Source organism: Wolbachia endosymbiont (group A) of Scambus nigricans (assembly GCF_947251485.1).
Classification (GTDB): domain Bacteria; phylum Pseudomonadota; class Alphaproteobacteria; order Rickettsiales; family Anaplasmataceae; genus Wolbachia; species Wolbachia pipientis.
The window spans coordinates 473385-498529 of sequence record NZ_OX366356.1; the positions used below are offsets into that span (position 1 = coordinate 473385).

Sequence of the window (25145 nt, forward strand, 5' to 3'; positions counted from 1 at the left end):
ATAAAATGAAGCAGAATTTCGTGTACTATCGCTTCCTTTGTAGTTTGTGGGAATTGTAAAGCGTAATTATAGCTCTTTTTACAATAATCCGAACAAACCGTAATATGCTACTGGCCTGCTATAGCCATAAACACATATCTTATCGCATTCGGACTATTATAAGAAAGGCTATAAATGTCTGTGTAGTAATAACTTCTTCTTTTCTTTTTTTTAAGAACAACCCTTAAATCTTCAATCGCCTTTTCACCATCTTTTATTCCAAGAATTATTGAATCCAAATTATTTATCATGCTATCCTCCTTGGTTTGATTGCATTACTCATTAATAGATAGTATAATAAATCCTGCTAAAAGTCAAGCAATTAATTAATAAGTTAATACAATCCTCCAAAAGGAGCTCCTTACTTTTTGTTCAGCATGTCCATTGGATCAGACTCTTTAAGCTTGCTGTTTGCTGAATTTATTCATCATAATAGCTACAATGTGCTATCGAAGTTCTCTGTAATCTTAGTTGGTTCTTCTAGAATATTCAAAATATCAGCTGCACAATAAACCCGATCTCTCTTTCCTTGAGAAGTTTGTGAAACGATGCCTAAATCTTCAAGCTTTACGATTGCTCCTTGGGCTGTTGTAAATACGACACCTAAGTTTTCAACCACTTTCCTTATAGTAAAGTAAGGGTTTAAAGACCATTAACTAAATCATTGTCCCATTCAAATTTTGGTGGCAAGGGGCTTGGTATAAATGCCTGATAACCAGCGAATACTTTGCCTGATGGTGATCCTTTAATATACATTCATTCAACCTAGCACACACTATTCTTATAGTATATATTATTTTCAAATAAAGTCAAAAATGAAAATAAGGCTTTATCTTATTTGCGTGCGTGAAAATAAGAAACTCTCTTATTATTGATTTTGCTCAAAAACGAAAATAGAAGAAGCTGCTGAACTTTATATATCCTGTTTTTCTGGAGAACTGCTATAAAACTTCTGAGTGAAGTCACTTAATTTTTACACATCTATTGTAGAGTAAGAAGAACCGAATTTGAAACAAAAATGCTAACTGATGCTTGGACTTTACTGACACTTACACTACTTGAAACTATACTTAGTGTAGACAATTTAATCTTTATTTCTCTAGCAATAGATAAGGTACCAAATGCGCTGAGAGAAAGAGTGCGCCTTATGGGCCTTGGATTAGCACTATTAATGCGTTTTGTAATACTATTTTTTACATCATCTATATTGTCAATGCAAAAACCTATATTTCACACTGCATCAGCAAGGGATTTACTTATGATCGCAGGAGGATTATTCCTTATTGTTAAGAGCTCTATGGAGTTACGGGATGACATCTTTGTATGTAAGAAAAATAAAAGGAAAGCAAACGTTAAATCAAAATTTTTTTTAGTTGTGCTACAAATTATATTAATAGATTTAGTTTTTTCGGTTGATTCGATATTAACTGCTATAGCACTAACTTATAACATGGTAATAATTGCTACAGCATTTACATTTTCCATGCTAGCAATGCTGTTTTTATCAAGTTATACCGCCCAGTTAATCAAATCTAACCCAGGGTTAAAAATAATCGCCATTTTATTTGTTTTACTTGTCGGTGTGTACCTCATACTTCATGGATTTCATATAGAATTACCAAAAGGATATTTGTATTCTTCATTTATGTTTGCACTGCTTGTGGAAATTATAAGCAAAATAAAGAAAATTAACCGTCATACCGCGATTCATTCGCGGTATCTCTAGATCCAGCTAACAAGCAGCGGGATCTTTTTGATTCACTCCCACTCAATAGTTGCGGGTGGTTTAGAAGTGATATCATAAACAACTCTATTTACTCCGGGAACATTATTAACAATTATACTGCCGACATTGCGTAAAAAATCCCAAAATACTAGCAAGTGTTGATCCTTATCTTCAAATGGAAATGCATCGGCTGTCATACCATCAGATGATGTTACAGCCCTTAAAGCACAAACATATCCATACGTACGACCATCTCCCATAACGCCTACAGTTTTTATTGGTAATAATACAGCAAAAGCTTGCCATATCTTATCATATAGATCGTAATTTTTCATCGTATTAATATATATTTCATCTACTTCTTGCAATATTTGCACCTTTTCTTCATCGACTTCACTTATAATCCTCACTGCAAGTCCGGGTCCAGGAAATGGATGTTGAAATATTATCTCATCTGAAAGCCCAATTTCTTTTCCAAGTAGCCTTACCTCATCTTTAAAGAGGTAACGTAAAGGCTCCACTAACTTCAGATTCATCTTTTCTGGCAACCCACCAACATTATGGTGAGACTTAATTGTACTAGTGTTGTCTGAGGCATGCCCTGACTCAACTACATCAGAGTAGATGGTACCTTGCATCAAAAAATCCACATCACCTATTTTTTTTGCTTCTTCTTCAAACACTTCAATAAAAGTGTTACCGATAATTTTTCGCTTTTCTTCTGGATCAGTTATTCCCTTCAACCTACTCAAAAATAAATTTGATTTATCAACGTAGTTTATCGGAATCTCTTTCAACATAGCAATAGTCTGGTTCTTGCGTAACAACCCAGTATCAATGAAAATACAGTTCAATTGTTTTCCTATAGCTTTATGTGTGAGAGCCGCTGCAACACTTGAATCAACCCCACCACTCACTGCAGCGATTACTTTTTTCTCTCCTACTACATTTTTGATTTTTTCCTTTTGCTCCTCAATAAACGACTTCATTGTCCAGTCCCTTTCGCAATTTGCAATATCCAAGAAGTTAGAGAGCAATTTACTGCCATTTGTTGTGGACTTAACCTCAGGATGGAACTGAGTACAGTAAATCTTCCGCTGTTCGTTGACAATCATTGCAATTGTTTGATTTATCACACCTGATGCAATAACAGTAAATCCGTGTGGTATAGTATCAACACTGTCCGCATGGTTCATTAATACATCCACTTCAGAATTAACATCCCAGGTATCCTTTACAATGGGGGATTCTTTTAGTATCTTGATTTTAGTTCTACCAAACTCCTGTTTGAAACTCTCTTTTACTTTTGCTCCAAAATAATGACAAATGAGTTGCTGTCCATAGCATATTCCAAGTATAGGAACGTTTGTTGCCTCATTAAGTTTTATAATTTCATGTACTACTCTACTTGTTTCAGAACAATCATCATTTACAGATTGTGGTCCTCCAGAGAGAATAAACCCATTGAATTTTGATATTGTTTCAAAACTGATGTTGCTTGGAAATATCTCACAATAAACGCCCATTCCTCTTACTTGTCTTGCGATAAGCTGTGTAAACTGTGAACCAAAATCAATAATGGCAATTGCTGACAATTTACTCCTCCATATTATTTAAAATGATATCTGATAATAAAGAAAATAATGGAGTAAGTAAACCAAGACCTCTTTAAAAGCTTTAACGTGTGGTGCAAGTTAGCTATATAGCTAATTTTCCTACACCATACCGCTGCGGCGCTAACTAGTAGCGGGATGACGGTTGTCAGGCTAGCTGTCATCCCAGTGCTTGACACTAGGATCCAGGAAAGTTTGCTTGTGAGCAAGCAAATTAGCATAGAAAAACGTTTTCGATGAGATTGCAGAAAGGCTGGATTCCAGCGTCACGCGCTGGAATGACACCTTCCGTGTAAATATTAAAAGATTTACCAAATGAAAAAAAAGGCAAAAGAAGCCCCATGGTGGTTGGCTATTTACTATGTACTAAAATATCGGCGTTTTTTTTATTCTAAAACGCTTGATTAAGAGCGATTTAGCTGCTTTTAACTTGCAACTAACCTACACCGCAAGTGTTTAAGAAATTTACCAAGCAGGAAAAAAGGCAAAGAAACCCTAGGGTAGCTAGTATTCAAATTCTCCCTTGTCAATTTGACGTTTTTTGCTGTCTTAAACGCTTTGTAAGCGCGTTTCAGCTTATATAGGTAAAAACCTAGAAATTTTTAAAGACATGCGATGCACGTAGTGCGAAAAATTAAACATGAGACGCCAAATACCCTAAGTTTTTTGTCATTAACCTGCACAGATTGCGAAGATAAATAAATAGCTTCAGTTTCATGATATGTATAACAATGTTACAAAAAATAATATCATAGAATTCAATAGGATAATTCCTAGAAAACCCCTACATACTAAAAAAAGCAAAATGCTGTTAAAATGAGCTTAAGAATAAATAGCAAACATCTAACATAACAATTCTATTTGTAAATCAGGTGCGACTTATCCTATAGAAAGCTTTCGAACTACGCAAGCGTATCTTTTGCCTTTAGTATTTCTTTAAACCTGCTGCAAAAGAGTAGGAATGGTTATAAAATAGGGAGGTATAGCAAGAGAATAGAGAGGGAAGATGAGCTTAAACTACCATAATCTAAAAGAACATCCGAGAAATTTTCGAGATGTAACAGGTTTGAAAATAGAAGAATTCGAAAAGGTTGTAGAAAAAGTGCGCCCAGAGTGGGAAAAAGTTCAAGAACAGAAGAAATGCCATGGAAGAACGTCAAGATTGCCTGTATTGGAAGATAAAATACTCTGTATAATTCTATAGACCTGCTGCAAAAGAGGAGATATTTAAAGAGAGATGTAGCAAGAGGGAATGAGCTTAAATTATCAAATCAACGTTATTCTACTTTACCTCACTAGCATTTTCCTTACCTTGAGCCTTACTATTACTCACAAATACAAACGTTCGTTACATAGCTCTTAATATGTCTACAGAGACGAAATTTCCCGAATTATTTATAATGGACCCTTACGATCACATTCTGGGGACGTACATCAGAAAACTTTTATATTATTAGTTTTGTAGTAAAATTATATGAGTACATCGTATCTATTAAATCAGAAGCTTTATGGATTACAGATTGAGAGCTTATTTGTTTGGGGTTATCTGGTTTATACTTAGCTTACTTAGTAGTGTAGCTAATGATACTATATCAAAATATCTAAGTTTACATCTTCAGAGTTTTGAAATAATTTTTTTCCGCTTTCTGTTTACCACTATTACCCTTGTACCTTTTATGTTTTACTATGGAATAGAAACTTTTAAAACAAGTCAAATATCTACTCAAATAACCAGGGGTGGGGTGTTGTTTTGTGGAATGACCTTATGGATTTACGGGTTGACTGTTTTCCCCATAGTATAGCCTTTCTTATAATAGTCCGAATGCGATAAGATATGTGTTTATGGCTATAGCAGGCCAGTAGCATATTACGGTCTGTTCGGATTATTGTAAAAAGAGCTATAACTGCAACGATTATAAGTTTTTCTATACCATTATTTGTTATACTTCTTGCAATTCCTTTTCTGGAAGAAAATATAATTTGGCAAAGATGGGTAGTAGCTGTCATTGGTTTTATTGGTATTGCTATTACTACTAAAGCTTATAGTGAGGATTTTAATCCTAAAATTCTTATTTTTATTGTATCTGCATTGATCTTTGCTATATTGGATATACTTAATAAGAAACTTGTAATAAAAGAGTCAGTAATAAGTATGTTATTTTATTCAGCTCTAACGACAACTATTTTTTCTATTCCACCTTTGTTATTTTATTGGCATATGCCTTTCTTGTTGGAGTTAGTATTACTGCTGATTTTAGGAATAAGTTCAAACCTAATTCTGTTCTTCATGTTAAAAGCTTTTGCTCTTACTGATGCTACTGCACTTGCACCGTATAGATACATAGAGCTAATAATTTCTGCAATAGTAACATACGTTATATTTAATGAATTACCTGATAAAAGTGCTTTATATGGTACTTTGATATTAATACCATCAACCTTATTTATAGCTTATTCGGAAGGTAAGGCAATTAAGAAAAATAATGTAACAACAAAAGTTTATAATTGTTAATGGTATTTATTTTAGATGCTAAGCTATATTTTTAAGGTGATAATAAAATGCACATAACTATTATAGGAGTAGGGTATGTAGGATTAGTATCTGGTACAATGTTATCTGAGCAGGGCCATAAAGTTGATTGCATTGACATAAATACTGAGAAGATTGAACTTTTGAAATCAGGGAAAATTCCTCTATATGAACCTGGATTAGCAGATTATTTAGAGAATAATATAAAGTCACAAAGGATAAGATTTTTCGATTCGTATTTTCAAATAAATCCCAATACAGAAGTAGTATTTATAACTGTAGATACTCCATCAGACTCCCTAGGAAATGCAAATTTACAGAATGTATATAATGCAGTAAGTGAAGTTTCTGAGAGAGTTAATCAAGATTGCTTAATAGTGATAAAGTCAACTGTTCCTCCTGGTACTGCAGAAAATATATATAATTATTTATCTAATAAGGGCTATAACTTTGATTTGGGGGTTAATCCAGAGTTTCTCAAGCAAGGCTCTGCAGTATCAGATTTTTTATACCCAGATAGGATAGTAATAGGAGTGAAAACTAAGCTAGCTAGAGCAAAACTAGAAGTTATATATAGATCATTTATAGATAAGAATATTCCGTTAATAGTCACTGATACAGTTACTGCTGAAATGATTAAATATGCTTCTAATGCTTTTCTAGCAACAAAGGTTGCTTTTATCAATGAGATGGCAGGTTTATGTGAGCTATTAGGAGCAGACATTGACCTTTTAGCTAACAGTATGGGAATGGACCATAGAATAGGTAAGGAATTTCTCAAAGCTGGTCCAGGATTTGGAGGATCATGTTTTCCTAAAGATTTGTCAGCTTTAATAAGGCTTGCTGAAGATCACAATGTCAAGCTACAAATTTTAAATTCAGTTAAGGAATCTAACTATGATCATATAACAAACATTGCTAAAAAGGTAGAATATGTATTAAATGGAGTCCAAAATAAAAAATAGCAATATGGGGGCTAACTTTTAAGTCTGGTACTGATGATGTAAGAAATAGCCCAGCTATAGATATTGCACAATTGTTAGTGAATAACAAGGCTAAAATTACTGCATATGACCCAATGGGGATGGATAATGCTAGGCAAGTTCTAAAGGATATAGAATACGCGGACAATGTTATAGGGGCTGCAAGGGACGCGGAAGCCTTGTTATTGTTAACGGAGTGGAAAGAATTTAAAAATCAAGATTTTGCAAGTTTAAAGAGTATTATGGCTGCACCTAATGTTTTTGATTTCCGTAATTTATTAGATAGCGAGCTGTTACTAAGATATGGTTACCATGTTTATTCCTTGGGTAAAAAATCTATCTACAAAGTTTAACTGTTGAGAAATTTTTTTTACACCGCTTTACTTAGTTTTTTTAGATCTTTGCTTGATAGTATGGAAAAGCAAACGAGTGCAACAACAGAGCAAATGGAAAAAAATGAAAACATAATACTGTTACCACAGTGCTTAACAAGTACTCCTAAGAGCACGCATGAAAATATTGAACTTGCAATATACCCAAATAATCCTGTTAAGCTTACAATTGCACATACATTATTTTGTGGAGCAATTTCTACAGCTATAACACCTGTCAGTACTTGCACTCCAAATATAAAGAATCCTGATAAGATTGCACAAAGGTTCATAAGAATTATGTTTTGACCAAAGTTCATTGCAATAAAAGTGAGTGCTATACCCAACATATATAGCTCTTTTTACAATAATCCGAACAGACCGTAATATGCTACTGGCCTGCTATAGCCATAAACACATATCTTATCGCATTCGGACTATTATAAGAAAGGCTATACATATCACTAATTCTTCCTGTTATTAAAGTTCCAAGGATTCCACCTAAATCATATACGCCTGTTATTAGTGAGGATTGTACAAGAGAAATTTGTAATTTATTCTTTAAAATTATAGGAAACCAAAAGAAGATTCCCATTTTTATAATATAAGCACAAAAAGTAGCACAACATAGAAACCATATGGAACTTGTTACCTTGATACCTATTTGAGATTTCTGCACCTTATAATAGGTAGTAAAGTTGGCACTTTCTTTGTAATATGCCTTTAATATTATATAAATTCCAAAAAGTAAGCATAAGAAACCAGAGTACAAAAATGCACTTTTTGCATTATATATTTTAATTATACTTGGTAATACAATTAAAGTAATACAAGAACCAAGTTGCTGAGATGCGCTCATAACTCCCCATGATGATGCAATTGAAGAGATGCTAGAGTTTGTAACCATAAACTTGGTAATAGCTGGCCAACCTAACCCTTGTGTCCAAGCTAATAATATTAATGTTAACAGTAATAAAGTTAGATTATTATATGATAAAGTTATACCAATGGTTAATAATCAAGTTGCAATATTGCATAGCCCAAACATAAATAATGGATTATTTTTGGAGTCCATGATTATTCCATTAACAAATTTTGATACTCCATAAAAAAAAGAAAAGCAGGCAAAAAAATAGCTTAATTTTACATGGTCAGTATCTATTAACAGTGGTAGAGCAATTGGTATACTTTGTCTTGATAAATAAAGCAGCATATATCCACAGAAGAATAGTATAGCTCTTTTTACAATAATCCGAACAGACCGTAATATGCTACTGGCCTGCTATAGCCATAAACACATATCTTATCGCATTCGGACTATTATAAGAAAGGCTATAAATATTGAAAGAAGACAAAGTTCACACCTATTTCCAAATAGCTCTATGCAGATGCTAGCATAATACTATATTGGTATAATATTGTTTGACAAGAAGTTTGCAAACAATTAGTGCAGAAAATTACTTAGTATCTTTCTTATAGCAGATACAGTAGTATTAATATCTTCATAGCTTATATCTCTATGTGTTATAGCTCTGATTTTACCTTTGATGTTAGCCATTCTAATTCCATAATTTGTCATTAGTACGTTTATTAATTCTTGAGTAGATATACAATTAGTACGTAATGAAAAATACGCTATATTAGTTTTATACAGGTCGATATCAATTATAACTTGATCTATGGAGTCTAGGCCTTCTATAAGGTGCTGCATTTTTTTATGATCTTCTTCTAAAGAATTTACATTATTATGTAGAGCATATAAACATGCAGCTGAAATAATGCCAGCTTGGTGCATACCTCCGCCAATTTGAAACTTATAGTACCAAGCTTTTTCAATAAAATCTTCACTTCCAAGCAATATTGCGCCCATTGGAGCACCTAATCCTTTACTAAAATCAATGAATACCGAATCAAAATAACTTGCATACTCCTTTGGAGATATTTTAGTATGAGCACAAGCGTTGAACAGTCTTGCTCCATCTAAATGAGTGAATACGTCATTCTCTTTGCAGAGACTTGAGATCTCTTGAATATATTCTAAAGGCCACACAGCTCCACCACCAAAATTTGTCGTTTGTTCGATAGAAACAAGCCCAACTCTCGGAATATTTCTTAAACTAGGACGAGTAATAAACTCAACAATTTGTTCTCCAGTAAATATTCCTCTTGTACCTTTGATGGGCAAAGGAGTAGCATGTGCCTGGGCTGCGATCAAGCCAGATTGTACTATGAGTGGATGTGAAGTTTCATCAAGCAGCAAGTAATCACCAGGTCTTTGAATGTGTACTTTATAAGCAATTACATTGGACATCGTTCCTGAAATCAAAAAGATTCCTGCAGGTTTACCTAATATTTTACATGCGGTTGCCACTAATTCGTTCACAGTTGGATCTTCACATGCAGCTTCGTTTCCAACTTTTGCTTTAGCCATCGCTTCCCTCATTTTAGCTGAAGGGTCAGTGTTTGAATTGCTAAAGAAATCTATTTTTACTCTCATATTAAATTTAACACAACCTCCTTTATAATTTCAGCAGCTTTCATGATGTCTGGTTCCTTTGTGCCAAGATGGGTAACTGCTCTTATATGAGACTCGAGCCAAGGAAAAAGCAATAAACCATAAGCTTGGCACTTACTCAAGAAAACCTCATTAGTTACATTTAGTGCTTTTATACTAAAGCTTACTATATTAGTTTCTGGATAAGGTAGTACCAGTTTTATGTGTGGAATTTCCTTAATCTTGTCTGCAAACAGTTTGGCGAGTTTATTGTCTTCTTTAAGCCTAGAAATATTGTTCTGTAGTACATACTTTGCTGCATTAGCACAATACCCTATCTGATGATAACCACTACCTAGCCAAACCTGTAGCTTTTTAGCCCTTTCAATTATCTCTCTTTTACCCATAAGCATTGAACCAAAAGGAGCTCCAAGTCCTTTGGTAAAAGAAAAGCTCATTGTATCCACATATTTAGCATAATCTGCTAAAGCAATATTTGTTTCGACATGAGCATTAAATATTCTTGCACCGTCTAAATGAAGATTTACATTGTGAGCTTTTAAAAAGTGATATAACTCGACTTGTTTTTCAAAAGGATAAATTTTACCATTAAACCCGTTTATACTATTTTCTATAGAAACAAGACTCACCTGAGCAAAATTTTGTACCTTGGCTTAGAATTAATAGCATATTCTACTTCAGCAACATCTAAGATTCCGCTATTATTTCTAATACAATTAAATACGATATTATTTACTTTTGCATTGCCTGCGCTATCGAAAAAATTAACGTGATAATTATAATGAGTTATTAGTTCATCACCAGGACTTGTTTGACTGGCAATGGCTAATCTATTTGCAAGCATACCGCTGGTTGCAAATAATGCTTCTTCTACTTTGAATAATTGTTTGCAATATTCTGATAAGTCATTACAGCTTTTGTCTTCACCATAAGCAAAATCTCCAACAGTTCCATTACTTATTGCATGTATAACGTTGGAGCTCTGCAGAGTTGTAGTGTCACTTCTCAGATCAATAATTTTCCATCTTATTTTTTGCCATTCAAACAACCAATTTGAGCATTCCAAAGTTCCTTGTAAAGACCTTGCTTAGAAACTATAGCCTTTCTTATAATAGTCCGAATGCGATAAGATATGTGTTTATGGCTATAGCAGGCCAGTAGCATATTACGGTCTGTTCGGATTATTGTAAAAAGAGCTATAATTCAGCGTGTTTACCATCTTGGACAATTTTTCCTTTGTTAAATACTAGAATTCGGTCCATGTGTAAAAGTGTAGAAATACGGTGTGCTATAGTAATCGTAGTTTTATTTTTCATCAATTTGAATAAACTCATTTGAATTGTTTTTTCTGTTATAGAGTCTAACTGACTAGTTGGTTCATCGAGAAATAATATTGGAGCGTTTTTTAAAAATGCCCTGGCTATTATTATTCTTTGTCTTTCTCCTCCAGATAGCTTGATGCCTTTTTCTCCGACTGTAGTTCCATATTGATCTGGTAGAGTCATAATGAAATCGTGAATACCAGCCAGCTTTGCAGCTCTCATTATTTCTTCGATAGTAGATTGAAGTCTACCATATATGATGTTTGCTAAAATAGTATCATGAAATAACAATGGGTCTTGAGGTATTACAGATATTTGTTGCCTCAAAGAACTCTGTGTAACTTCTGATACTATTTGATTATCAATCTGTATATTACCTTTTTTAACATCAAATAGCCTTAGGATTAAGTTTATAAAAGTAGATTTATAGCCTTTCTTATAATAGTCCGAATGCGATAAGATATGTGTTTATGGCTATAGCAGGCCAGTAGCATATTACGGTCTGTTCGGATTATTGTAAAAAGAGCTATACCACCTCTAGAACAACCAACTAGACCTACTTTTTCGCAAGGATTAATGGTAACTGAGAAATCTTGAAATAATGACTCCTGACCTTCATAAGAAAAAGAAACATTATTAAACGTTATTTTTCCACTTAATAAATTTAATTCTTTAGCATTTTTCTTATCTTGAATTTCTGGTACGGTAGTTAAGATTGGCAATGCATCTGAAACTTTGCCGAAATGAGTAGAAAATTGGGTAAGATTCCTAGTTAGATGGTTAAGAAACTCTATAATCGATATATTAATTCCAAGTACAAGAGCTATATCTCCTATTGCGATCTTGTTCAATTGATAGTCATAAATTAAAAAGTACAAGTTTACTGCTTGGAGTATATCAAATGAATAGCCATATATAAACCAAAGACAAAAGTATGCCCATTGTAATTTTCTCTCTGCAATAGTTCTTTTCTTGCATATTTGAAAAAATTTGTGTCTCTCATGTGCTTGCTGAGTAAATAGCCTTACTGATATAACATTTAAAATACTATCTGCTATACTAGCTATTACTTGTGAATTTTGTTTGGAGTAATTATCAGCTAGTTCAGTAAGTACACGAAAGCTGAAAATCGATACTAAAATAAAAATGCTTACCCAAGTGAATGTAGCGATTGCAAATTTTATGTTTACTAATGATAAGGTATAAATAGCTAAGACTAATGCTATGCTGTAACCGAAAAAACAATCTATAAGCAATCTTATTAACTCTATCACACTATCCATTAAGCTACTGACCTTATGTACTAAGCTTCCAGATATAGCCTTTCTTATAATAGTCCGAATGCGATAAGATATGTGTTTATGGCTATAGCAGGCCAGTAGCATATTACGGTCTGTTCGGATTATTGTAAAAAGAGCTATAAAACTGATTCAGAAATAAGATATTTGCATTTCTAATTTTGACTTGTACAATTAAGATACTTAGATTTATATGGAGGAATTATGATTGGTTTGAGAAGAAGCGATCAACCAGGCACTTCAAGGGAAAGTGCTGAAGTAGTTTTTGTTCGTCAACCACCCATGGAGGTAGAGAGAAAATTATTTTTTTTTGCAAAATCTTTTATGAGTAATGCTTACATCTTATTCGAATCAGCTAAATCTCACTGCATGTCAAAAGGGGGATTTGCTAAAAAAGTCGCAAAAGAATTTCCGGTTTCATTCGCTGGGGCGATGGCAGGTTGTGCAGTTACCGGTTCCTTTTTAGGAGCTGCACCTTCAGCGACATTATTTGCCAGAAACTTTACTAATGCGGTTATTAGTAGTCTGTCTAGGAGAAAAAGAAAAGCTGGGAAAATTGTTGAAATTTTTGAATCCAAAGCTAAGGTTGTTTCCGATCTAATCTTATTGGAAGCTGGAATTAAAATTTTCCAAAGTTTTGAAAAGCAATTTATAGAATTGACAGGTAGTCGACTTAATACTCCAGTCCTGTCAAAGCTATCATTATGTGCTGCCTTTAGAGCAGTATACTATGCTTGTGAAAAATTGGAGGATTTATCGGTTGATTCGATAATAGAAGGTGTTCTTTTAGGTGACATTGAAGGATTAGATGAGTCTTCAATTAGCTTTAAGCACAATGGACAATATGTGTCTTCTAATAAAGTATACAATCAAACGGGTATAATTATAAAGGAAGAATCAAACTCTGTGTATTTACAATTTTGCGGAACTTCTGGCGATCGATACGGCTACAGACATCCTTTAGCCTTTGAGGAAGAAGGGGTTGGCGCTATAATGAAAAAGCAAAAAACAGTCCACGTGAATCGCAATTCAACTGTCCAAGAAGATGAGTATCAATATACTTTAGGAGGAATAAATTTAAAAGAGAAAGCTCAGGAAATGCTAGAACAAATCAAAATCAAAGGAATAGCTCAGAAAGGTGATATTGCTTCTCTTAAAAGTGAAATAAATAGTATAAAGGATTTGATTATAAATCAAGGTCCAGGAGGTGGACAAGGTCCAGGAGGTGGACAAGGTCCAGGAGGTGGACAAGGTCCAGGAGGTGGACAAGGTCCAGGAGGTGGACAAGGTCCAGGAGGTGGACAAGGTCCAGGAGGTGGACAAGGTCCAGGAGGTGGACAAGGTCCAGGAGGTGGACAAGGTCCAGGAGGTGGACAAGGTCCAGGAGGTGGACAAGGTCCAGGAGGTGGGGAAAGTAGACAATCAGAAGGTTCTAGTAGTGATAATAGTCCAATAGCAATGCTACGTTGTTTGTCACTTCGTCGAGGTGACACCAGAGTTTCTTCAGATAACTCAAGTGGAACTGGTGGAACTCAATCAGCTTTAGAATATGCTGAATATGAGAAAGCCATTTTAAAGGCAGTGAAGAAAGAAAATTCAAAGCCGATTTGGTTTGAAGTAAAAGGTCCAGTGGCATTATTTACTGGAAGAGAAAAAGAATTAAGTGATTTACATAGTAGGATACAAAATTCAGAAAAAACGTCAGTGATATCACAAATGGTGTCTATTACTGGGTTGGGTGGCATAGGCAAAACTGAGTTAGCTAGGAAGTATGCGCAAAAATATTTCAGGGATTACGACGAAAATGTAATATGGATAAATGCTGGGGGCAAGGCAGAGCTTGTACAGTCTTTTCTTGGATTAGCTAGAGATAATAGGTTGGGGATTAATCTTGATTGCAGAGATGGAAAGAAAAAGACTGCAGGAGATATTGTGAAAGAAGTATATAGGTTTTTTGCAGATAGGAAAAGTCTCTTTATTTTTGATAATGCTTGGAATGTTAAGTGTCTAAAGGAGTTTTTACCATTGTACTCTCTAAAATCTAGTGATAACAAGCCTTATATTTTAATTACTTCTCGTGATCGAGAATTGGAAGGAATAGGATGTATAGAACTAAAAGGGTTGTTACCAGATGATGCGTTGCAATTTGTAAAAAAAGAACTGGAGATAAAGGATGATTCTCAAGACGAAGAAATAGAAAAATTGGTAAGTGTAGTGGAATCTTTTCCCTTAGCTCTACAACAAGCAGTGTCACATATTCTAGATCAAAGGTCAGGTAGGTTTGGTCTTAGTAATTATTTGAATCAATATAACAAAAAGAAAAAGGAACTGCTTGATTCTGATGTGTTTATGGGTGTTGATAATACCTATGCTAGTACAACTTTTACAACGTGGAAGGTTACACTTGATATGATATTAAGTAATAGAGAACATGGATGTCTGGCTTTAGAGATTTTGGAAATTGTGTCTTATCTTGAACCTCGGAATATCGATAGGAGAATGTTTTTAAATTTAGCGGGAGGTGATGAGAATAAGTTGGAGTTAGCTATTCGTTTGCTTACAAGATATTCTATGGTGAACGGTAAACAAGAACAAAGCACACTAAATGTTCAAAGATTGGTTCAAGAAGTAATCCGATTACAATTAGGTGATCAGAAAAGAACGAAAGAGGTTATCAAAAAGACTTATGAATTACTAAAAAGTCTTTTCCCTGTTGGTATTGAAGGTGTGGAAGACTATGATAGGAAGGAACAGTTGTCACCACACTTAGAGGAGTTTTTGTTTCATGTAGAGAGTTGGGCAGCAAAGGATCCTGAAAGTGCATCAGATGTAGAAAGATGTTATGTACAGCCTTTATTATGGTTATTGGCTGAAGCATATTCCGACCTGGAAATAGCAGAAAATGAAGTATCAGTGCTTACAAAGCTCTTGGGGATTGAATCCCGACTTGATGCAACTCAGGTGAAGGTGGCTAAAGTATTTATAAAACTTGGTAATGCTACTGGATTTTTACAAGACAATATTGGAAAGATCTTATATCTTGAAAAAGGTATAGAAATTTTAAAAAATTATCCTGGTTGTGCTTCTGAAACAGCTTATGCACTATTAAATCTTGCTGATGCTCAGCGAAATTTGGGAGAAAATGTTGCAGAAATCAATAGTCTTAAGAAGAGCATAGAGATTTTTAGAGAGCTTTATAGAAATCAGGGTTCTCCTTATGATCATGAAGTATCTGGAGCTTTTGTAAAACTGGTTGATGCTTGTCGTACTTTGGGCTCTTATGTGGAAGAAACTAGTTTCATTTTAAACGAGGATTTACTGTCTACAGTTTACGAATGTTATTATCATAAGGATGAATTGTCATTAGCCAAGGTTCTGTTAGCTGTTGCTAGGGTTGGGAGTAACCTAGATATAAAGAAGGTTCTAATTAAAAGAGCTATGTCCATTTTTTTAGACAAGCGCGATTCTTCTCTTTCAACACTTGGATATGTCATGGAATGTTGTGATCTTGAGAATGAACTGGAGTATTCTATAGCAGAAGGAGAGTTTTCTGGTAAAGTTGTTAGCTTTGTTTTTGAGCAAAATTCTTTTTTGAGTCAATACCAAGCAACTGATTTACTATTAGAAATAGCTCAACATTATAAAGAACAAAATAATATTTATTATGAGATGATTGCGCTTGAAAATGCCTTTACTACTTATCTTTCTTTTAATCCGAGTGGTGATTTTGCCTATCACAAATTGATTGACCTTTTGTGCAGAATTGCTAGTGCTCATAGGGATATTGACAATTATTATGAAGAAGTCGATTGTCTTGAGGAAGCCTTGAGTCATTATGAACAACTTTCTACTAGCGATCTTGATACAATGTTAAAAATAAGATTAAGACTCGGTATTGGTTATAGAAATTTAGAGAATTATAATATGCAATATTATAATCTTGATATGGTATTAAAGACTTTAAAAGGTTCAGTTAGTATCAATAATGCAAAATATCGTACAATAGTAGCTGAAGCGCTAGAAGGCTTTATTGATGCTTGCTTATATTTAAAAGAATATAAGCAAGTATTTAGCTACGTTAGTCAGAGCTCGGAAGTTATTAGTTTAGTTGATTATTCTGACGAATATCAGGCTTCTACTGTACACGGAGTGCTATTAATGCTTGAAAAAGTTTATAACATTTTAGGTGAGCATGCTGAAGGAAGATCCTGCAAGGAGAAAGCTTTGTTGGTTATGGAAAGATTAAATGAAGTGGATTTCAAAACATCAATTGGTATACTAGAGGAGTCTAGTGGTGTGCATGCGTATCCAAGAAAAAAACAGGGGGGTGGAGAGGTCTCATCATCTGGGTATTCGTTAAATAAGAAAGCAAGGGAAAGAGGAAGTGTAGAAATTGCTCACAAGGATTCATTGGATAAAGAAGAATTTACAGGGAAAAAAAGGAAGTTATTAAATGCTGATGATAGAATAAAAAGAGTAAAGAGTACTGGAAAATTTAGTAGTCAGGTTGCCGAATTTTCTAAGCAAGTGTCTGAGAACAAAACTATGGATGTTGAAGAAGCACTTATTGCAGAGATTAAAAATGTAGATCCAAATGCGGTAGGTTCAAGAATTATGAATGTTGCAAAGAAGTTTAAATCGTTACCCAATAATTATCTTGATGAGGTATCGGTTGTTAGTAACTCGACTGGATTTCAGAAATAATATGTAATATCTTCTTTAAAAGACAAGATTTTATCTGACACAGAAGAATTGATGTAGTAAAAATTAATATAAGACTCTTGTCTAATCCTACCAATGTTTTTCTGAAAAGCAAATATGTTTACTGTCAAAAAATGTTTGTATAGGTGTAGCAGTATTCGCTGAGTGAGGTCTTGTTTGATTATAAGAACGCAACCAAAGATCAACATCAACCTGTAGATCTTTCAAAGAACTAATGTTGTAACGCTCATCTTGTATAATTCTATGAAATCTTTCATATATGCTATTACAGCTTTTTCCTAATAGTCCGAACAGCTCATAAAAAAGCAGAATCGCCATCTTATATTTTCTTGGGTTTATGAAAGGTTGCATTATCCGAAATCACTGCTTGCTCAGACTGTAGTATTGGCACCTAAAATTGCTTAAATCAGCTATTATAGCCTTTCTTATAATAGTCCGAATGCGATAAGATATGTGTTTATGGCTATAGCAGGCCAGTAGCATATTACGGTCTGTTCGGATTATTGTAAAAAGAGCTATAAAAATGTCTGTATCGCAGTAGCCTTTGAAAGTCATAGTCGCCATAATTTTCGCCTTATTTAAAGCTGCAATTATACTAGGTTTTGTAAACAAAATTTTGTTAGAGAGAATAAGATAGGGAAAAGATATAAAGAAGGAGGGAAAAGTGGTAGTTCAACCACAATTAAATAGAAAAATGTAGAAACTGCCAAATGGGATATTATAGCTGACTCAAATAAGGGTTACCTAGATCAAATATTATGGTAAAGATGGTAAATTAAATAAAAAAAGTGGGAAAGTTAAGAATGTCAAAACCATAACAGGTCATAGGAGGAAGATTAAAGATATAAATAGTTTTAGCAAGTTTATAGAGGATAATCAGGATTTCACAGTTGATAAAATAATCGAGAAATTTGGTAAGATGTGCAAAAATACAGCGTACAATTATCTAAAAAAAGTTGGCTATACATATAAAAAAACTTTTCTTTATCAAGAGAGGAATGAAGAAAAGCGTAAAGAATTTATAGAAAAAATAGCGATGATAGAAGAGAAAAACCTAGTGTTCATAGACGAATCTGGCATTGATAATAACGAATTTTATGCATATGGCTGGGCGCCAAAAGGCAAGAGATTATTTGCTGAGAAGCCTGCGTTTAAGAATAAAAGAATCAGCATAATTGGAGCCTTAAATGAAGGAAAAACCATGCGTATTTGAGGGTTATTGCAATGGTGAATTTTTTGAAGCATACGTTAAAATATTCTAGTTCCAGTATTGAAACCTGGACGAACAGTAATCCTCGATAATGCACCTTTCCATAAATCTGTAAAAACGAGGAAATTAATCGAAGAAGCTTGATGTAAGGTAATATTTTTACCGCCATATTCGCCTGACTTAAGCCCTATTGAGCATTTCTGGTTTGCTATTAAACACGCTGTAAGAAAAGTACTACAGATCTTTTGGCCGAATATTCATGATGCTGTTGATTTTATTTTTTAAAAATCCGGTAAACCTTATTTGAGTTAGCTATATATGGCAAGTAACAAGTTATATCTTATTAGACATAGGGATCATGCTACTAAACGACATATCAAAGTATAGCCTTTCTTATAATAGTCCGAATGCGATAAGATATGTGTTTATGGCTATAGCAGGCCAGTAGCATATTACGGTCTGTTCGGATTATTGTAAAAAGAGCTATAAATTCATATGTAGAGAAGGCGTGTCCTGGTAGAGAGGCGGGATGTCCTGGCAAGTTAAGTCCGAAGAAGTTTGACAAGTTTATGATTCAATTTAATAGCAGGCTAAATATTGTATTAAATCAATCAATAGAGCAGATATTACACAACAGAGATGGTAGATTAGAAGTTGATGATGCAAAAAAACAGCAGATGAGTTTAGAGCCTCAAAGTTATTTAAGTATAGCTCTTTTTACAATAATCCGAACAGACCGTAATATGCTACTGGCCTGCTATAGCCATAAACACATATCTTATCGCATTCGGACTATTATAAGAAAGGCTATAATGCTTCAGTTCACAGCCATTCAAAGGAGAAAGTATCAACTTGTCTTTCTGAGATAGGAGTAACCAAGCTTAGAGGTAATCTCAATAGGTGAGTTATAATATAAGGGGTGGAGCTATAATATGCCAAGTAGTGGAAAATTTAAAGTGAGGGTGGCTTTGATATAGAAATTTGGGTAATGTTATGATAGTAATTTATATAATTCTATGTACAATCTTCATAGCTGTTTTAGACAGTTGACTAGATTCTTAATGAGGGGATATGTCTAACTTAGAGAAGGTTTTCATAAATGTTGAAGTGAATAAGTAGGGATATTATGTTTTTTCTTTGAGTTGTGAGATTTCAGAATGAGAGAGGCCAGTAGACTCAGCTATTAAGTCAATAGATACACCTGCTTTAAGCAAGTTTTTGGCAACTTCAATTTTACCTTTTTCATGGCCGATTTGGATGCCTTCTTGTCTACCTTCATGTTTAGCATCATCGAGTTTTTGTTCCAAGATAGCAGCTTCTTTCTGTAAATCCATTACCCTTTCTTCATAAGCTAATAGGTCCTTCTCATTCCAATGGAACTTATCTAATTCATCATATGCTAGCTTTATTATTGGTGACTTTTCTGCTATTTTTCTTAAATCTTCATCTGTTGTTTCTTCTGCATACTTAAAGAAAAAGGACCATCTCTCAACTGTAGTTTCCAACTGCTCTACTTTACTTTTTGTAAATTTAGGTAGTTCAATAAAGACAAATTGAAAATCTTTTAAATAGTGTCCGTTAGTCTTTATATCTCGTATATTATGAGTGGAAATATAAAAAACATCTGAAGGAAAAAGAGTACTATTGGAAATAGCAATAAAGAACACTGTCTTAAAATCAATGTAATTGCCAGACTGTCTTGAGTAGGCTTTAGCAGCATAAAGTTGGGCACGTTTCTCAAAGCCTTTATCACGAGCGAGCTGCATTTCCGCAATATACCTATTTCCGAGAGAATCCTTACAGAGGACATCAACGATGCTTTGTTTATCAGAAGCAATCTCAGGATTCATAATGGTGCTGAGGAACTCAACATCCTGAATAGCATTGACTCCAGTAAAGCCTAAGATATCATTCAAAAAATGGATAAGGATATTCTTATTTTTTTCAGTACCGAAGATTTTCCTAAATGTTAAATCTAATTTTGGATCGAGAAACTTCGAAAGAGCCATAGCAAGAGTAAGTAAAAAGCATTAATAATTGTACACAATTGTGAAGAAATATTCAACTAAAATGCAAACATTTTGTATATCTTTATTTGGTAGTATTAACTTGTATAATATTTATGGCAAATATCTCGATAAGGTACCAAATAGCACAAAAAGTAAGGAGCTGGAGGCTAAAGCGAGGATATACTCAAAAAGATTTAGCGGGAAAAATCGGTGTAACATATCAAATAGTACTACAATATGAAAAAGGAATACGTAAAATTTCGATTGAAAAGTTATATGCTATAGCAAAGGTGTTATCGGTTGATATTATAGACCTAATTCCTGTATCAAATGAGAAAGCCTGCTTTAAAAATGAGGAACTAAATCTAATAAGAGAATATAAAAAGATTAACGATCATGAGTTACGTAGGATGTTTTGTTTATTAACCAAATTTGTTCAAGTTAGTGAGAAAAGTAGTAAAAAAACAGAGAGAATAAAAATTGCAAAAGGTCTGGTTAAAGGAGGAGTTTCTGTTGATACTGTTTCAAAAACAATTGGTCTGTCTGCTGATGAATGTGTTGAAGAAAAAACGGGTTCTATCTACTACAAAATAGGAAAGAAGATAAAAGAATGGAGGCTAGTGAGAGAGTATACTCAAAAAGATTTAGGAGAGAAAATGAGTACAACACGTCACGAAATAAGCAACTATGAACAAGGAAGGACTGCTGTTCCACTTGATAAATTATATGAAATGGCAGAAGTGTTATCAATTAATATTACAGATCTACTAATAGAAGAAGATGAAGGTAGTAAAGTAGAAAATGAGCTGCCTGATTTGATTAAAGAATACAAAGAAATTGAAAGCCAAGAACTACGTCATGCACTAATAAAATCTTTGTTTGAAGGCATACGGATTTGTGAAGAAAAAGTGAGGAAAGCGGAAAGAATCAAAGTTGCAAAGGATCTAGTAAAAGGGGGAATTTCTATTGATATTATTTTGCAAATAGTTGGTTTATCTGCTGATCAAAAAGATTGTTTTTTGAATTGAGGTATACATGTTTGTTTCTGTAAGTGATGTTAGTCCTATAAGCTACAAAGTAGGGCAAAAAATAGAAAATTGTAGGTTAACGCAAGGGCATACTCAAATAGAATTAGCAAATAAAATAGGTTTAACATATCAAGAGGTGAACATCTATGAAAGTGGCTATAGCGCTATTCCAATTGAAGTATTATATACGATAGCAAAAGAACTATCGGTTAGTGCTATAGATCTGCTACCTGAACTAGTAGTAGTAAGAGAGTATAAAGATGAAGACGAAGAAATACTCTATCTGACGAAAATATACGAGGATCAAAAGTTAGGCAAAATAGTACCTTCATTAGTCAGGTTTGTTCATATTAGCGAGAAAATCAATCAAGAGGAGGCAAGGTTGGAAATAGCAAAAAATCTATTGAAAGAAGGGGGTTCAGTTGACATAATTTCCCAAGCAACCGGCTTATCTATTTACGAGTATGATAATACAGAGAGAGAAATCTGCACTGATTCTATATATTACAGAGTAGGGCAAAGAATAAGAGAATGGAGGTTGATAAGAAGATATACTCAAAAAGATTTGGCAGATAAAGTTGGTTTAACACTTAAGGAAATACACGAATATGAAAGAGGGTACACTGCTATAACATTTGATAAATTATATGAAATGGCAGGAGCATTATCAGTGAATATTAAAGTTTTGCTACCTGAAACAAATGAAGATAGTGAACTACTCAATTTACTCAGAAAAACTGAAGAGCAAGAATTAGTGAAGAAATTTTTATCTAGGGATATGAAGAATAGTAAGGAAAAAGTTAAAAAAATAGAAAAAATCAAAGTTGCGAAAAATCTAGCAGAGGCAGGTGTTGCTAGTGATGTTATTGTGCGAGCAAGTGGCCTAACTGCTGATGAGTGTGAAAATTGAATTGTGTTAAATAATATATTAAGATATAAGTAAAAATAGTTATATATTTAATATGTCTAAATCCTTGTTTAGCTCTGCAGAATTTGACGTATCAAGATAAAACATCACAGAATTTCTCTATCACTTTCTGATTTTCCTCTATCATTGCATTTGCCTCCTGTTGAAGAAATTTGATATTTTTTAATGTAATGTTATCCATGTCAGCCGACGCTAGCTTCAATTGCAATTGTATACGTATATATTTATCAGCTATAACTTGATCAAGTTGGTAGTTGACTGCATCTAAACTTGAAGCAAACATCACATTCAGTAGTGGCTTGATCCAGCCTATTTTTCCAAATCTCTTTGAATTGGCATACTCTATGCTTCTGTCTGTTCTTCCAGTACCTATCGATAACAGTAGAATATCATCATTTGGAAATAACCTCTTGCCACTTGCATATGCACAAGCAGCTGGATTATTGGCAAATACCCCTCCATCCACTAATATAGCTCTTTTTACAATAATCCGAACAGACCGTAATATGCTACTGGCCTGCTATAGCCATAAACACATATCTTATCGCATTCGGACTATTATAAGAAAGGCTATACCATTTCCTTTTGGTTGATTTTTAAATATTTAGGTGCAAAGTAAGTAGGTGCTGCAGTTGCTGCTCTTAATACATCCCTTAATTTAATAAAATTCCTATCCTCTTTCCAGCTTTTGAAGAAAAATGGGCAATTATTCTGAATGTCGTAACTGGTAAGCAGTACATTATTTAAAGTGTTTTGTAGAGTATCATCACCAAAATATTTTTCTAATATCGATTCGATGTTTTTATGTGGATATTGTGCACAGTTAAACCAAGATAATATTGATCGCCTAAAAAATGAAGATTTAAAAATATATGACCCGTACTTTTGGTAAAGTTCAACCAAATCATTGGCAGAGTATTGAGGATTTCCTTGTTGATCTTTTTTGCATAACCCTGCTACAATAATTCCACCAGTTGAAGTACCAGCCATAAGATCAAAAATCTGGGAAATAGGTTTTCTTGCTCTCTTTTCTATTTCTGCTAATATTATGGCTGGTATTATGCCCCTTATGCCTCCACCGTCAACTGAAAGGATATATTTAGTCATGTTTAGATATTTAATGATTTTATTAACTTGTTCTCTTTTATCAGGTTGTGTTTCTTGTCCAAGTACTACTGTATGTTTCACTCCTAGAGAAAATTGTACCAGTCTAATAATTGATTCTATGGATCATGCTAAAAAATCCGTGTTGGTTCAGGCATATCAATTTACTTCAAAGCCTATTGCACAATCTTTAATTAGAGCAAAAAAACGTGGTATTGATATTAGGGTTATCCTAGATGAATCACAGGTCAGCTCAAAATACAGCGTCATCAATGAATTATTTAGGCAAAAAATACCGATATACATAGACTATAAACCTGCAATTGCTCATAATAAAATAATTATTATTGATGATAGCAAAGTAATAACTGGATCTTTTAATTTTACATATGCAGCTGAATCAAGGAATACTGAAAACCTACTGATTATAATGGGAGATCCTCTGTTAGTTGAGCAATACGTGGAAAATTGGAAAAATCGTCAATCGCAATCCAAGCCTTATGAACCAGAATAACTACTTTGAGCTGGCTTTGAATTCGTCAAGTTCCTCAGAAAGATTTTTTACCCGCTCTTCCAGACGATATACCATAACGGTCAATCCGTTGTTCTGCTCTATAAATTTATCATGCATGTGAACCCGTAAATCAAGCTTAGCGAGCCACCAAATTGTTGCTATGGTTTGTATTACCATCGTTACTATTACTGTGATTGGGATTTTTTTGTTTAGCATATTTTTTACTGGTTATAAAATAATTGCAAATTACTGATAAAAGAAGAAATATGTTCAGTTTCTATATTTTGCTGTGGTAGTCACTATTTGAATTCGTATTGCTCTTCTGCAGATCCTTATGACTCCAATATATCTTTGATATTATAGCCTTTCTTATAATAGTCCGAATGCGATAAGATATGTGTTTATGGCTATAGCAGGCCAGTAGCATATTACGGTCTGTTCGGATTATTGTAAAAAGAGCTATAACTCACTACATCCAACAATGAAGCCAGTAGAATTAATGGAAAGAGCAATAGTTAATAGCAGTAGACCAGGAGATATAGTACTTGATCCATTTAGTGGCTCTGTAAGTACACTGATTGCATGTGAGAGAACAGGAAGAATTTGCAGAACAATAGAGCTAGATTCAAAATTTGTAGATGTAACCATAAAACGTTGGCAAATATACACAGGTAGGAAGGCAATTCTTTCTGGTACTGACAAAACTTTTGCACAAATTCAAGAAGAAAAACAGCAATAAAGGGGCAAAAAAAGTGGAAAAGATCACACAAACGGAATGGGCAAAAGAACTAGGAGTTTCAAAGCAATATGTCTGTTATTTAGTAAAAAAAGGAATAGTTGAGTTGGAGGATGGTTTGATCAATAGAGAGCAAGCAAATGAAGCGGTAGCAGCAATAAGAGATCCAAGTCAGCCACTGAGGAGGAAAAATCCAGAAAACGAAAATACAAGTAACCTTTCCACAATGTTGCTTAAAACTCGAATAAAAAATGAAATGGAACGAGGTAAACTACTTGAGGCGAAAGCTAAGGCTGAGATAGGAGAACTTGTAGCAGTAGAGGAAGTAAAGCGCGATGCATTTAATGTAGCAAGAGTTGTCCGTAATAATTTGCTTAATATTACAAATAGAGTTTCAGCACTGCTTGCATCACTGAGTGACACTGAAAAGATTCATATGGCGCTAACCGAAGAGATTACAGACTCATTACAAGAATTATCTAATATTAAGTTTTAAA

The 25145-nt window shown here is 33.9% G+C and carries 26 protein-coding genes and 7 pseudogenes; 18 read left to right on the forward strand and 15 right to left on the reverse strand.

All coding sequences use genetic code 11. The features are described from left to right. The first annotated feature begins 104 nt into the window (after window positions 1-104). On the forward strand, window positions 105-227 hold the full coding sequence (locus tag OPR46_RS02705) for a hypothetical protein (RefSeq protein ID WP_265043903.1): 123 nt from the start codon (window positions 105-107) through the stop codon (window positions 225-227). 248 nt (window positions 228-475) lie between these two features. On the opposite strand, the gene OPR46_RS02710 is transcribed toward OPR46_RS02705, so the two are convergent. After that, window positions 476-658, reverse strand: a complete 183-nt coding sequence (locus OPR46_RS02710; RefSeq protein WP_265043905.1) for a hypothetical protein — start codon at window positions 656-658, stop codon at window positions 476-478. 399 nt (window positions 659-1057) lie between these two features. Here OPR46_RS02710 and OPR46_RS02715 point away from each other — a divergent pair, with 399 nt between their 5' ends. Beyond that, on the forward strand, window positions 1058-1765 hold the full coding sequence (locus tag OPR46_RS02715) for a TerC family protein (RefSeq protein ID WP_264723269.1): 708 nt from the start codon (window positions 1058-1060) through the stop codon (window positions 1763-1765). A 32-nt stretch (window positions 1766-1797) separates the two neighbouring features. Here the strand turns inward: OPR46_RS02715 and guaA are convergent, their stop codons facing one another. Then, complete coding sequence (gene guaA / locus OPR46_RS02720) at window positions 1798-3360, reverse strand: glutamine-hydrolyzing GMP synthase (protein WP_265043907.1); 1563 nt, start codon at window positions 3358-3360, stop codon at window positions 1798-1800. Window positions 3361-4384: 1024 nt separating this feature from the next. Between guaA and OPR46_RS02725 the strand changes: the two genes are divergently transcribed. The 5 genes and pseudogenes from OPR46_RS02725 to OPR46_RS02750 all read left to right on the forward strand — a co-directional run bounded on the left by OPR46_RS02725 (window position 4385) and on the right by OPR46_RS02750 (window position 7571). Beyond that, window positions 4385-4582: a hypothetical protein gene (locus OPR46_RS02725; RefSeq protein ID WP_155968442.1), complete on the forward strand. Its 198-nt coding sequence runs from the start codon at window positions 4385-4387 to the stop codon at window positions 4580-4582. Between the two features lie 304 nt (window positions 4583-4886). Beyond that, window positions 4887-5890 (forward strand): annotated as a pseudogene (locus OPR46_RS06660) (DMT family transporter). Between the two features lie 47 nt (window positions 5891-5937). Then, on the forward strand, window positions 5938-6873 hold the full coding sequence (locus tag OPR46_RS02740) for a UDP-glucose dehydrogenase family protein (RefSeq protein ID WP_265043911.1): 936 nt from the start codon (window positions 5938-5940) through the stop codon (window positions 6871-6873). A gap of 56 nt (window positions 6874-6929) precedes the next feature. Then, entirely contained in the window at window positions 6930-7244 is a 315-nt protein-coding gene (locus OPR46_RS02745) for a UDP-glucose/GDP-mannose dehydrogenase family protein (protein WP_265044066.1), read from the forward strand. A gap of 48 nt (window positions 7245-7292) precedes the next feature. Further along, entirely contained in the window at window positions 7293-7571 is a 279-nt protein-coding gene (locus tag OPR46_RS02750; RefSeq protein WP_265043913.1) for a hypothetical protein, read from the forward strand. An 82-nt stretch (window positions 7572-7653) separates the two neighbouring features. Here the strand turns inward: OPR46_RS02750 and OPR46_RS02755 are convergent, their stop codons facing one another. After that, complete coding sequence (locus tag OPR46_RS02755; protein WP_320109364.1) at window positions 7654-8232, reverse strand: MFS transporter; 579 nt, start codon at window positions 8230-8232, stop codon at window positions 7654-7656. On the opposite strand from OPR46_RS02755, the gene OPR46_RS02760 reads away from it, so the two are divergent. Both OPR46_RS02760 and OPR46_RS02765 read left to right on the forward strand, forming a co-directional pair. Further along, entirely contained in the window at window positions 8150-8371 is a 222-nt protein-coding gene (locus OPR46_RS02760; protein ID WP_265043915.1) for a hypothetical protein, read from the forward strand. The two genes, OPR46_RS02755 and OPR46_RS02760, sit on opposite strands and share 83 nt — an antisense overlap. Before the next feature lie 159 nt (window positions 8372-8530). After that, on the forward strand, window positions 8531-8662 hold the full coding sequence (locus tag OPR46_RS02765; protein WP_265043917.1) for a hypothetical protein: 132 nt from the start codon (window positions 8531-8533) through the stop codon (window positions 8660-8662). A 44-nt stretch (window positions 8663-8706) separates the two neighbouring features. On the opposite strand, the gene OPR46_RS02770 is transcribed toward OPR46_RS02765, so the two are convergent. The 5 genes and pseudogenes from OPR46_RS02770 to OPR46_RS02795 all read right to left on the reverse strand — a co-directional run. Beyond that, window positions 8707-9759 (reverse strand): threonine aldolase family protein, encoded by a 1053-nt coding sequence (locus OPR46_RS02770; protein WP_265043919.1) that lies wholly within the window; start codon window positions 9757-9759, stop codon window positions 8707-8709. Then, window positions 9756-10817: pseudogene (locus OPR46_RS06665) on the reverse strand (threonine aldolase family protein). Before OPR46_RS06665 ends, OPR46_RS02770 begins: the two are co-directional and overlap by 4 nt. Beyond that, entirely contained in the window at window positions 10804-10941 is a 138-nt protein-coding gene (locus OPR46_RS02785; protein WP_265043922.1) for a hypothetical protein, read from the reverse strand. The pseudogene OPR46_RS06665 and the gene OPR46_RS02785 overlap by 14 nt, the downstream one beginning before the upstream one ends. A 32-nt stretch (window positions 10942-10973) precedes the next feature. Beyond that, window positions 10974-11525 (reverse strand): annotated as a pseudogene (locus OPR46_RS02790) (ABC transporter ATP-binding protein); the annotation flags it as partial. A gap of 104 nt (window positions 11526-11629) precedes the next feature. Next, window positions 11630-12418, reverse strand: a pseudogene (locus OPR46_RS02795) (ABC transporter transmembrane domain-containing protein); the annotation flags it as partial. Window positions 12419-12601: 183 nt separating this feature from the next. Here OPR46_RS02795 and OPR46_RS02800 point away from each other — a divergent pair. Beyond that, window positions 12602-17101 carry an NB-ARC domain-containing protein gene (locus OPR46_RS02800; protein WP_265043926.1) on the forward strand — a complete coding sequence of 1500 codons (4500 nt, stop codon included), beginning with the start codon at window positions 12602-12604 and terminating at the stop codon, window positions 17099-17101. Here the strand turns inward: OPR46_RS02800 and OPR46_RS02805 are convergent. Continuing rightward, a pseudogene (locus OPR46_RS02805) lies at window positions 17092-17386 on the reverse strand (integrase core domain-containing protein); the annotation flags it as partial. The gene OPR46_RS02800 and the pseudogene OPR46_RS02805 sit on opposite strands and share 10 nt — an antisense overlap. A 93-nt stretch (window positions 17387-17479) precedes the next feature. Further along, window positions 17480-17683 carry a hypothetical protein gene (locus OPR46_RS02810; RefSeq protein WP_265043927.1) on the reverse strand — a complete coding sequence of 68 codons (204 nt, stop codon included), beginning with the start codon at window positions 17681-17683 and terminating at the stop codon, window positions 17480-17482. A 355-nt stretch (window positions 17684-18038) separates the two neighbouring features. Here OPR46_RS02810 and OPR46_RS02815 point away from each other — a divergent pair, with 355 nt between their 5' ends. After that, window positions 18039-18332, forward strand: a complete 294-nt coding sequence (locus OPR46_RS02815) for a transposase (protein ID WP_265043929.1) — start codon at window positions 18039-18041, stop codon at window positions 18330-18332. A gap of 150 nt (window positions 18333-18482) precedes the next feature. After that, window positions 18483-18614, forward strand: a complete 132-nt coding sequence (locus tag OPR46_RS06670) for a transposase (RefSeq protein WP_406833331.1) — start codon at window positions 18483-18485, stop codon at window positions 18612-18614. A gap of 91 nt (window positions 18615-18705) precedes the next feature. Here the strand turns inward: OPR46_RS06670 and OPR46_RS02820 are convergent, their stop codons facing one another. Beyond that, window positions 18706-18870 carry a hypothetical protein gene (locus OPR46_RS02820; protein WP_265043931.1) on the reverse strand — a complete coding sequence of 55 codons (165 nt, stop codon included), beginning with the start codon at window positions 18868-18870 and terminating at the stop codon, window positions 18706-18708. A gap of 28 nt (window positions 18871-18898) precedes the next feature. Between OPR46_RS02820 and OPR46_RS02825 the strand changes: the two genes are divergently transcribed. Continuing rightward, a complete protein-coding gene (locus OPR46_RS02825) occupies window positions 18899-19198 on the forward strand; it encodes a hypothetical protein (protein ID WP_265043932.1) in 300 nt (99 codons plus the stop codon). Window positions 19199-19453: 255 nt separating this feature from the next. Here OPR46_RS02825 and OPR46_RS02830 read toward each other — a convergent pair whose 3' ends face one another. Beyond that, window positions 19454-20338, reverse strand: a complete 885-nt coding sequence (locus tag OPR46_RS02830; RefSeq protein WP_265043934.1) for an Rpn family recombination-promoting nuclease/putative transposase — start codon at window positions 20336-20338, stop codon at window positions 19454-19456. 113 nt (window positions 20339-20451) lie between these two features. Here OPR46_RS02830 and wmk (OPR46_RS02835) point away from each other — a divergent pair, with 113 nt between their 5' ends. Further along, complete coding sequence (gene wmk, locus OPR46_RS02835; protein ID WP_265043935.1) at window positions 20452-21366, forward strand: WO male-killing family protein Wmk; 915 nt, start codon at window positions 20452-20454, stop codon at window positions 21364-21366. A gap of 7 nt (window positions 21367-21373) precedes the next feature. Continuing rightward, window positions 21374-22276: a WO male-killing family protein Wmk gene (gene wmk, locus OPR46_RS02840; protein WP_265043937.1), complete on the forward strand. Its 903-nt coding sequence runs from the start codon at window positions 21374-21376 to the stop codon at window positions 22274-22276. Between the two features lie 91 nt (window positions 22277-22367). Here wmk (OPR46_RS02840) and OPR46_RS06675 read toward each other — a convergent pair. Further along, a pseudogene (locus OPR46_RS06675) lies at window positions 22368-23401 on the reverse strand (patatin-like phospholipase family protein). Between OPR46_RS06675 and OPR46_RS02860 the strand changes: the two are divergent. Then, complete coding sequence (locus OPR46_RS02860; protein ID WP_265029701.1) at window positions 23400-23912, forward strand: phospholipase D family nuclease; 513 nt, start codon at window positions 23400-23402, stop codon at window positions 23910-23912. The pseudogene OPR46_RS06675 and the gene OPR46_RS02860 sit on opposite strands and share 2 nt — an antisense overlap. Here OPR46_RS02860 and OPR46_RS02865 read toward each other — a convergent pair whose 3' ends face one another. Then, the gene (locus OPR46_RS02865) at window positions 23913-24128 is read right to left on the reverse strand and encodes a hypothetical protein (RefSeq protein WP_265029702.1); all 216 of its coding nucleotides are present in this window, start codon (window positions 24126-24128) and stop codon (window positions 23913-23915) included. It abuts the gene before it with no gap. Between the two features lie 61 nt (window positions 24129-24189). Further along, entirely contained in the window at window positions 24190-24339 is a 150-nt protein-coding gene (locus tag OPR46_RS02870) for a hypothetical protein (RefSeq protein ID WP_265043940.1), read from the reverse strand. 18 nt (window positions 24340-24357) lie between these two features. Between OPR46_RS02870 and OPR46_RS02875 the strand changes: the two are divergent. Together OPR46_RS02875 and OPR46_RS02880 are read left to right on the forward strand one after the other, a co-directional pair. Continuing rightward, window positions 24358-24651 (forward strand): annotated as a pseudogene (locus OPR46_RS02875) (DNA-methyltransferase); the annotation flags it as partial. Window positions 24652-24664: 13 nt separating this feature from the next. Beyond that, window positions 24665-25144: a hypothetical protein gene (locus OPR46_RS02880; RefSeq protein WP_265043942.1), complete on the forward strand. Its 480-nt coding sequence runs from the start codon at window positions 24665-24667 to the stop codon at window positions 25142-25144. Window position 25145 lies beyond the last annotated feature (1 nt).

What these genes read in the sequence shown, in the direction of transcription:
- OPR46_RS02705 (WP_265043903.1), top strand. Translation starts at nt 105, where the DNA reads ATGCTACTGGCCTGCTATAGCCATAAACACATATCTTATCGCATTCGG.
- OPR46_RS02715 (WP_264723269.1), top strand. Translation starts at nt 1,058, where the DNA reads ATGCTAACTGATGCTTGGACTTTACTGACACTTACACTACTTGAAACT.
- OPR46_RS02725 (WP_155968442.1), top strand. Translation starts at nt 4,385, where the DNA reads ATGAGCTTAAACTACCATAATCTAAAAGAACATCCGAGAAATTTTCGA.
- OPR46_RS02740 (WP_265043911.1), top strand. Translation starts at nt 5,938, where the DNA reads ATGCACATAACTATTATAGGAGTAGGGTATGTAGGATTAGTATCTGGT.
- OPR46_RS02760 (WP_265043915.1), top strand. Translation starts at nt 8,150, where the DNA reads ATGCTAGAGTTTGTAACCATAAACTTGGTAATAGCTGGCCAACCTAAC.
- OPR46_RS02765 (WP_265043917.1), top strand. Translation starts at nt 8,531, where the DNA reads ATGCTACTGGCCTGCTATAGCCATAAACACATATCTTATCGCATTCGG.
- OPR46_RS02770 (WP_265043919.1), bottom strand. Translation starts at nt 9,759, where the DNA reads ATGAGAGTAAAAATAGATTTCTTTAGCAATTCAAACACTGACCCTTCA.
- OPR46_RS02785 (WP_265043922.1), bottom strand. Translation starts at nt 10,941, where the DNA reads ATGCTACTGGCCTGCTATAGCCATAAACACATATCTTATCGCATTCGG.
- OPR46_RS02800 (WP_265043926.1), top strand. Translation starts at nt 12,602, where the DNA reads ATGATTGGTTTGAGAAGAAGCGATCAACCAGGCACTTCAAGGGAAAGT.
- OPR46_RS02810 (WP_265043927.1), bottom strand. Translation starts at nt 17,683, where the DNA reads ATGGCGACTATGACTTTCAAAGGCTACTGCGATACAGACATTTTTATA.
- OPR46_RS02815 (WP_265043929.1), top strand. Translation starts at nt 18,039, where the DNA reads ATGTGCAAAAATACAGCGTACAATTATCTAAAAAAAGTTGGCTATACA.
- OPR46_RS02825 (WP_265043932.1), top strand. Translation starts at nt 18,899, where the DNA reads ATGATTCAATTTAATAGCAGGCTAAATATTGTATTAAATCAATCAATA.
- OPR46_RS02830 (WP_265043934.1), bottom strand. Translation starts at nt 20,338, where the DNA reads ATGGCTCTTTCGAAGTTTCTCGATCCAAAATTAGATTTAACATTTAGG.
- wmk (WP_265043935.1), top strand. Translation starts at nt 20,452, where the DNA reads ATGGCAAATATCTCGATAAGGTACCAAATAGCACAAAAAGTAAGGAGC.
- wmk (WP_265043937.1), top strand. Translation starts at nt 21,374, where the DNA reads ATGTTTGTTTCTGTAAGTGATGTTAGTCCTATAAGCTACAAAGTAGGG.
- OPR46_RS02860 (WP_265029701.1), top strand. Translation starts at nt 23,400, where the DNA reads ATGTTTAGATATTTAATGATTTTATTAACTTGTTCTCTTTTATCAGGT.
- OPR46_RS02865 (WP_265029702.1), bottom strand. Translation starts at nt 24,128, where the DNA reads ATGCTAAACAAAAAAATCCCAATCACAGTAATAGTAACGATGGTAATA.
- OPR46_RS02870 (WP_265043940.1), bottom strand. Translation starts at nt 24,339, where the DNA reads ATGCTACTGGCCTGCTATAGCCATAAACACATATCTTATCGCATTCGG.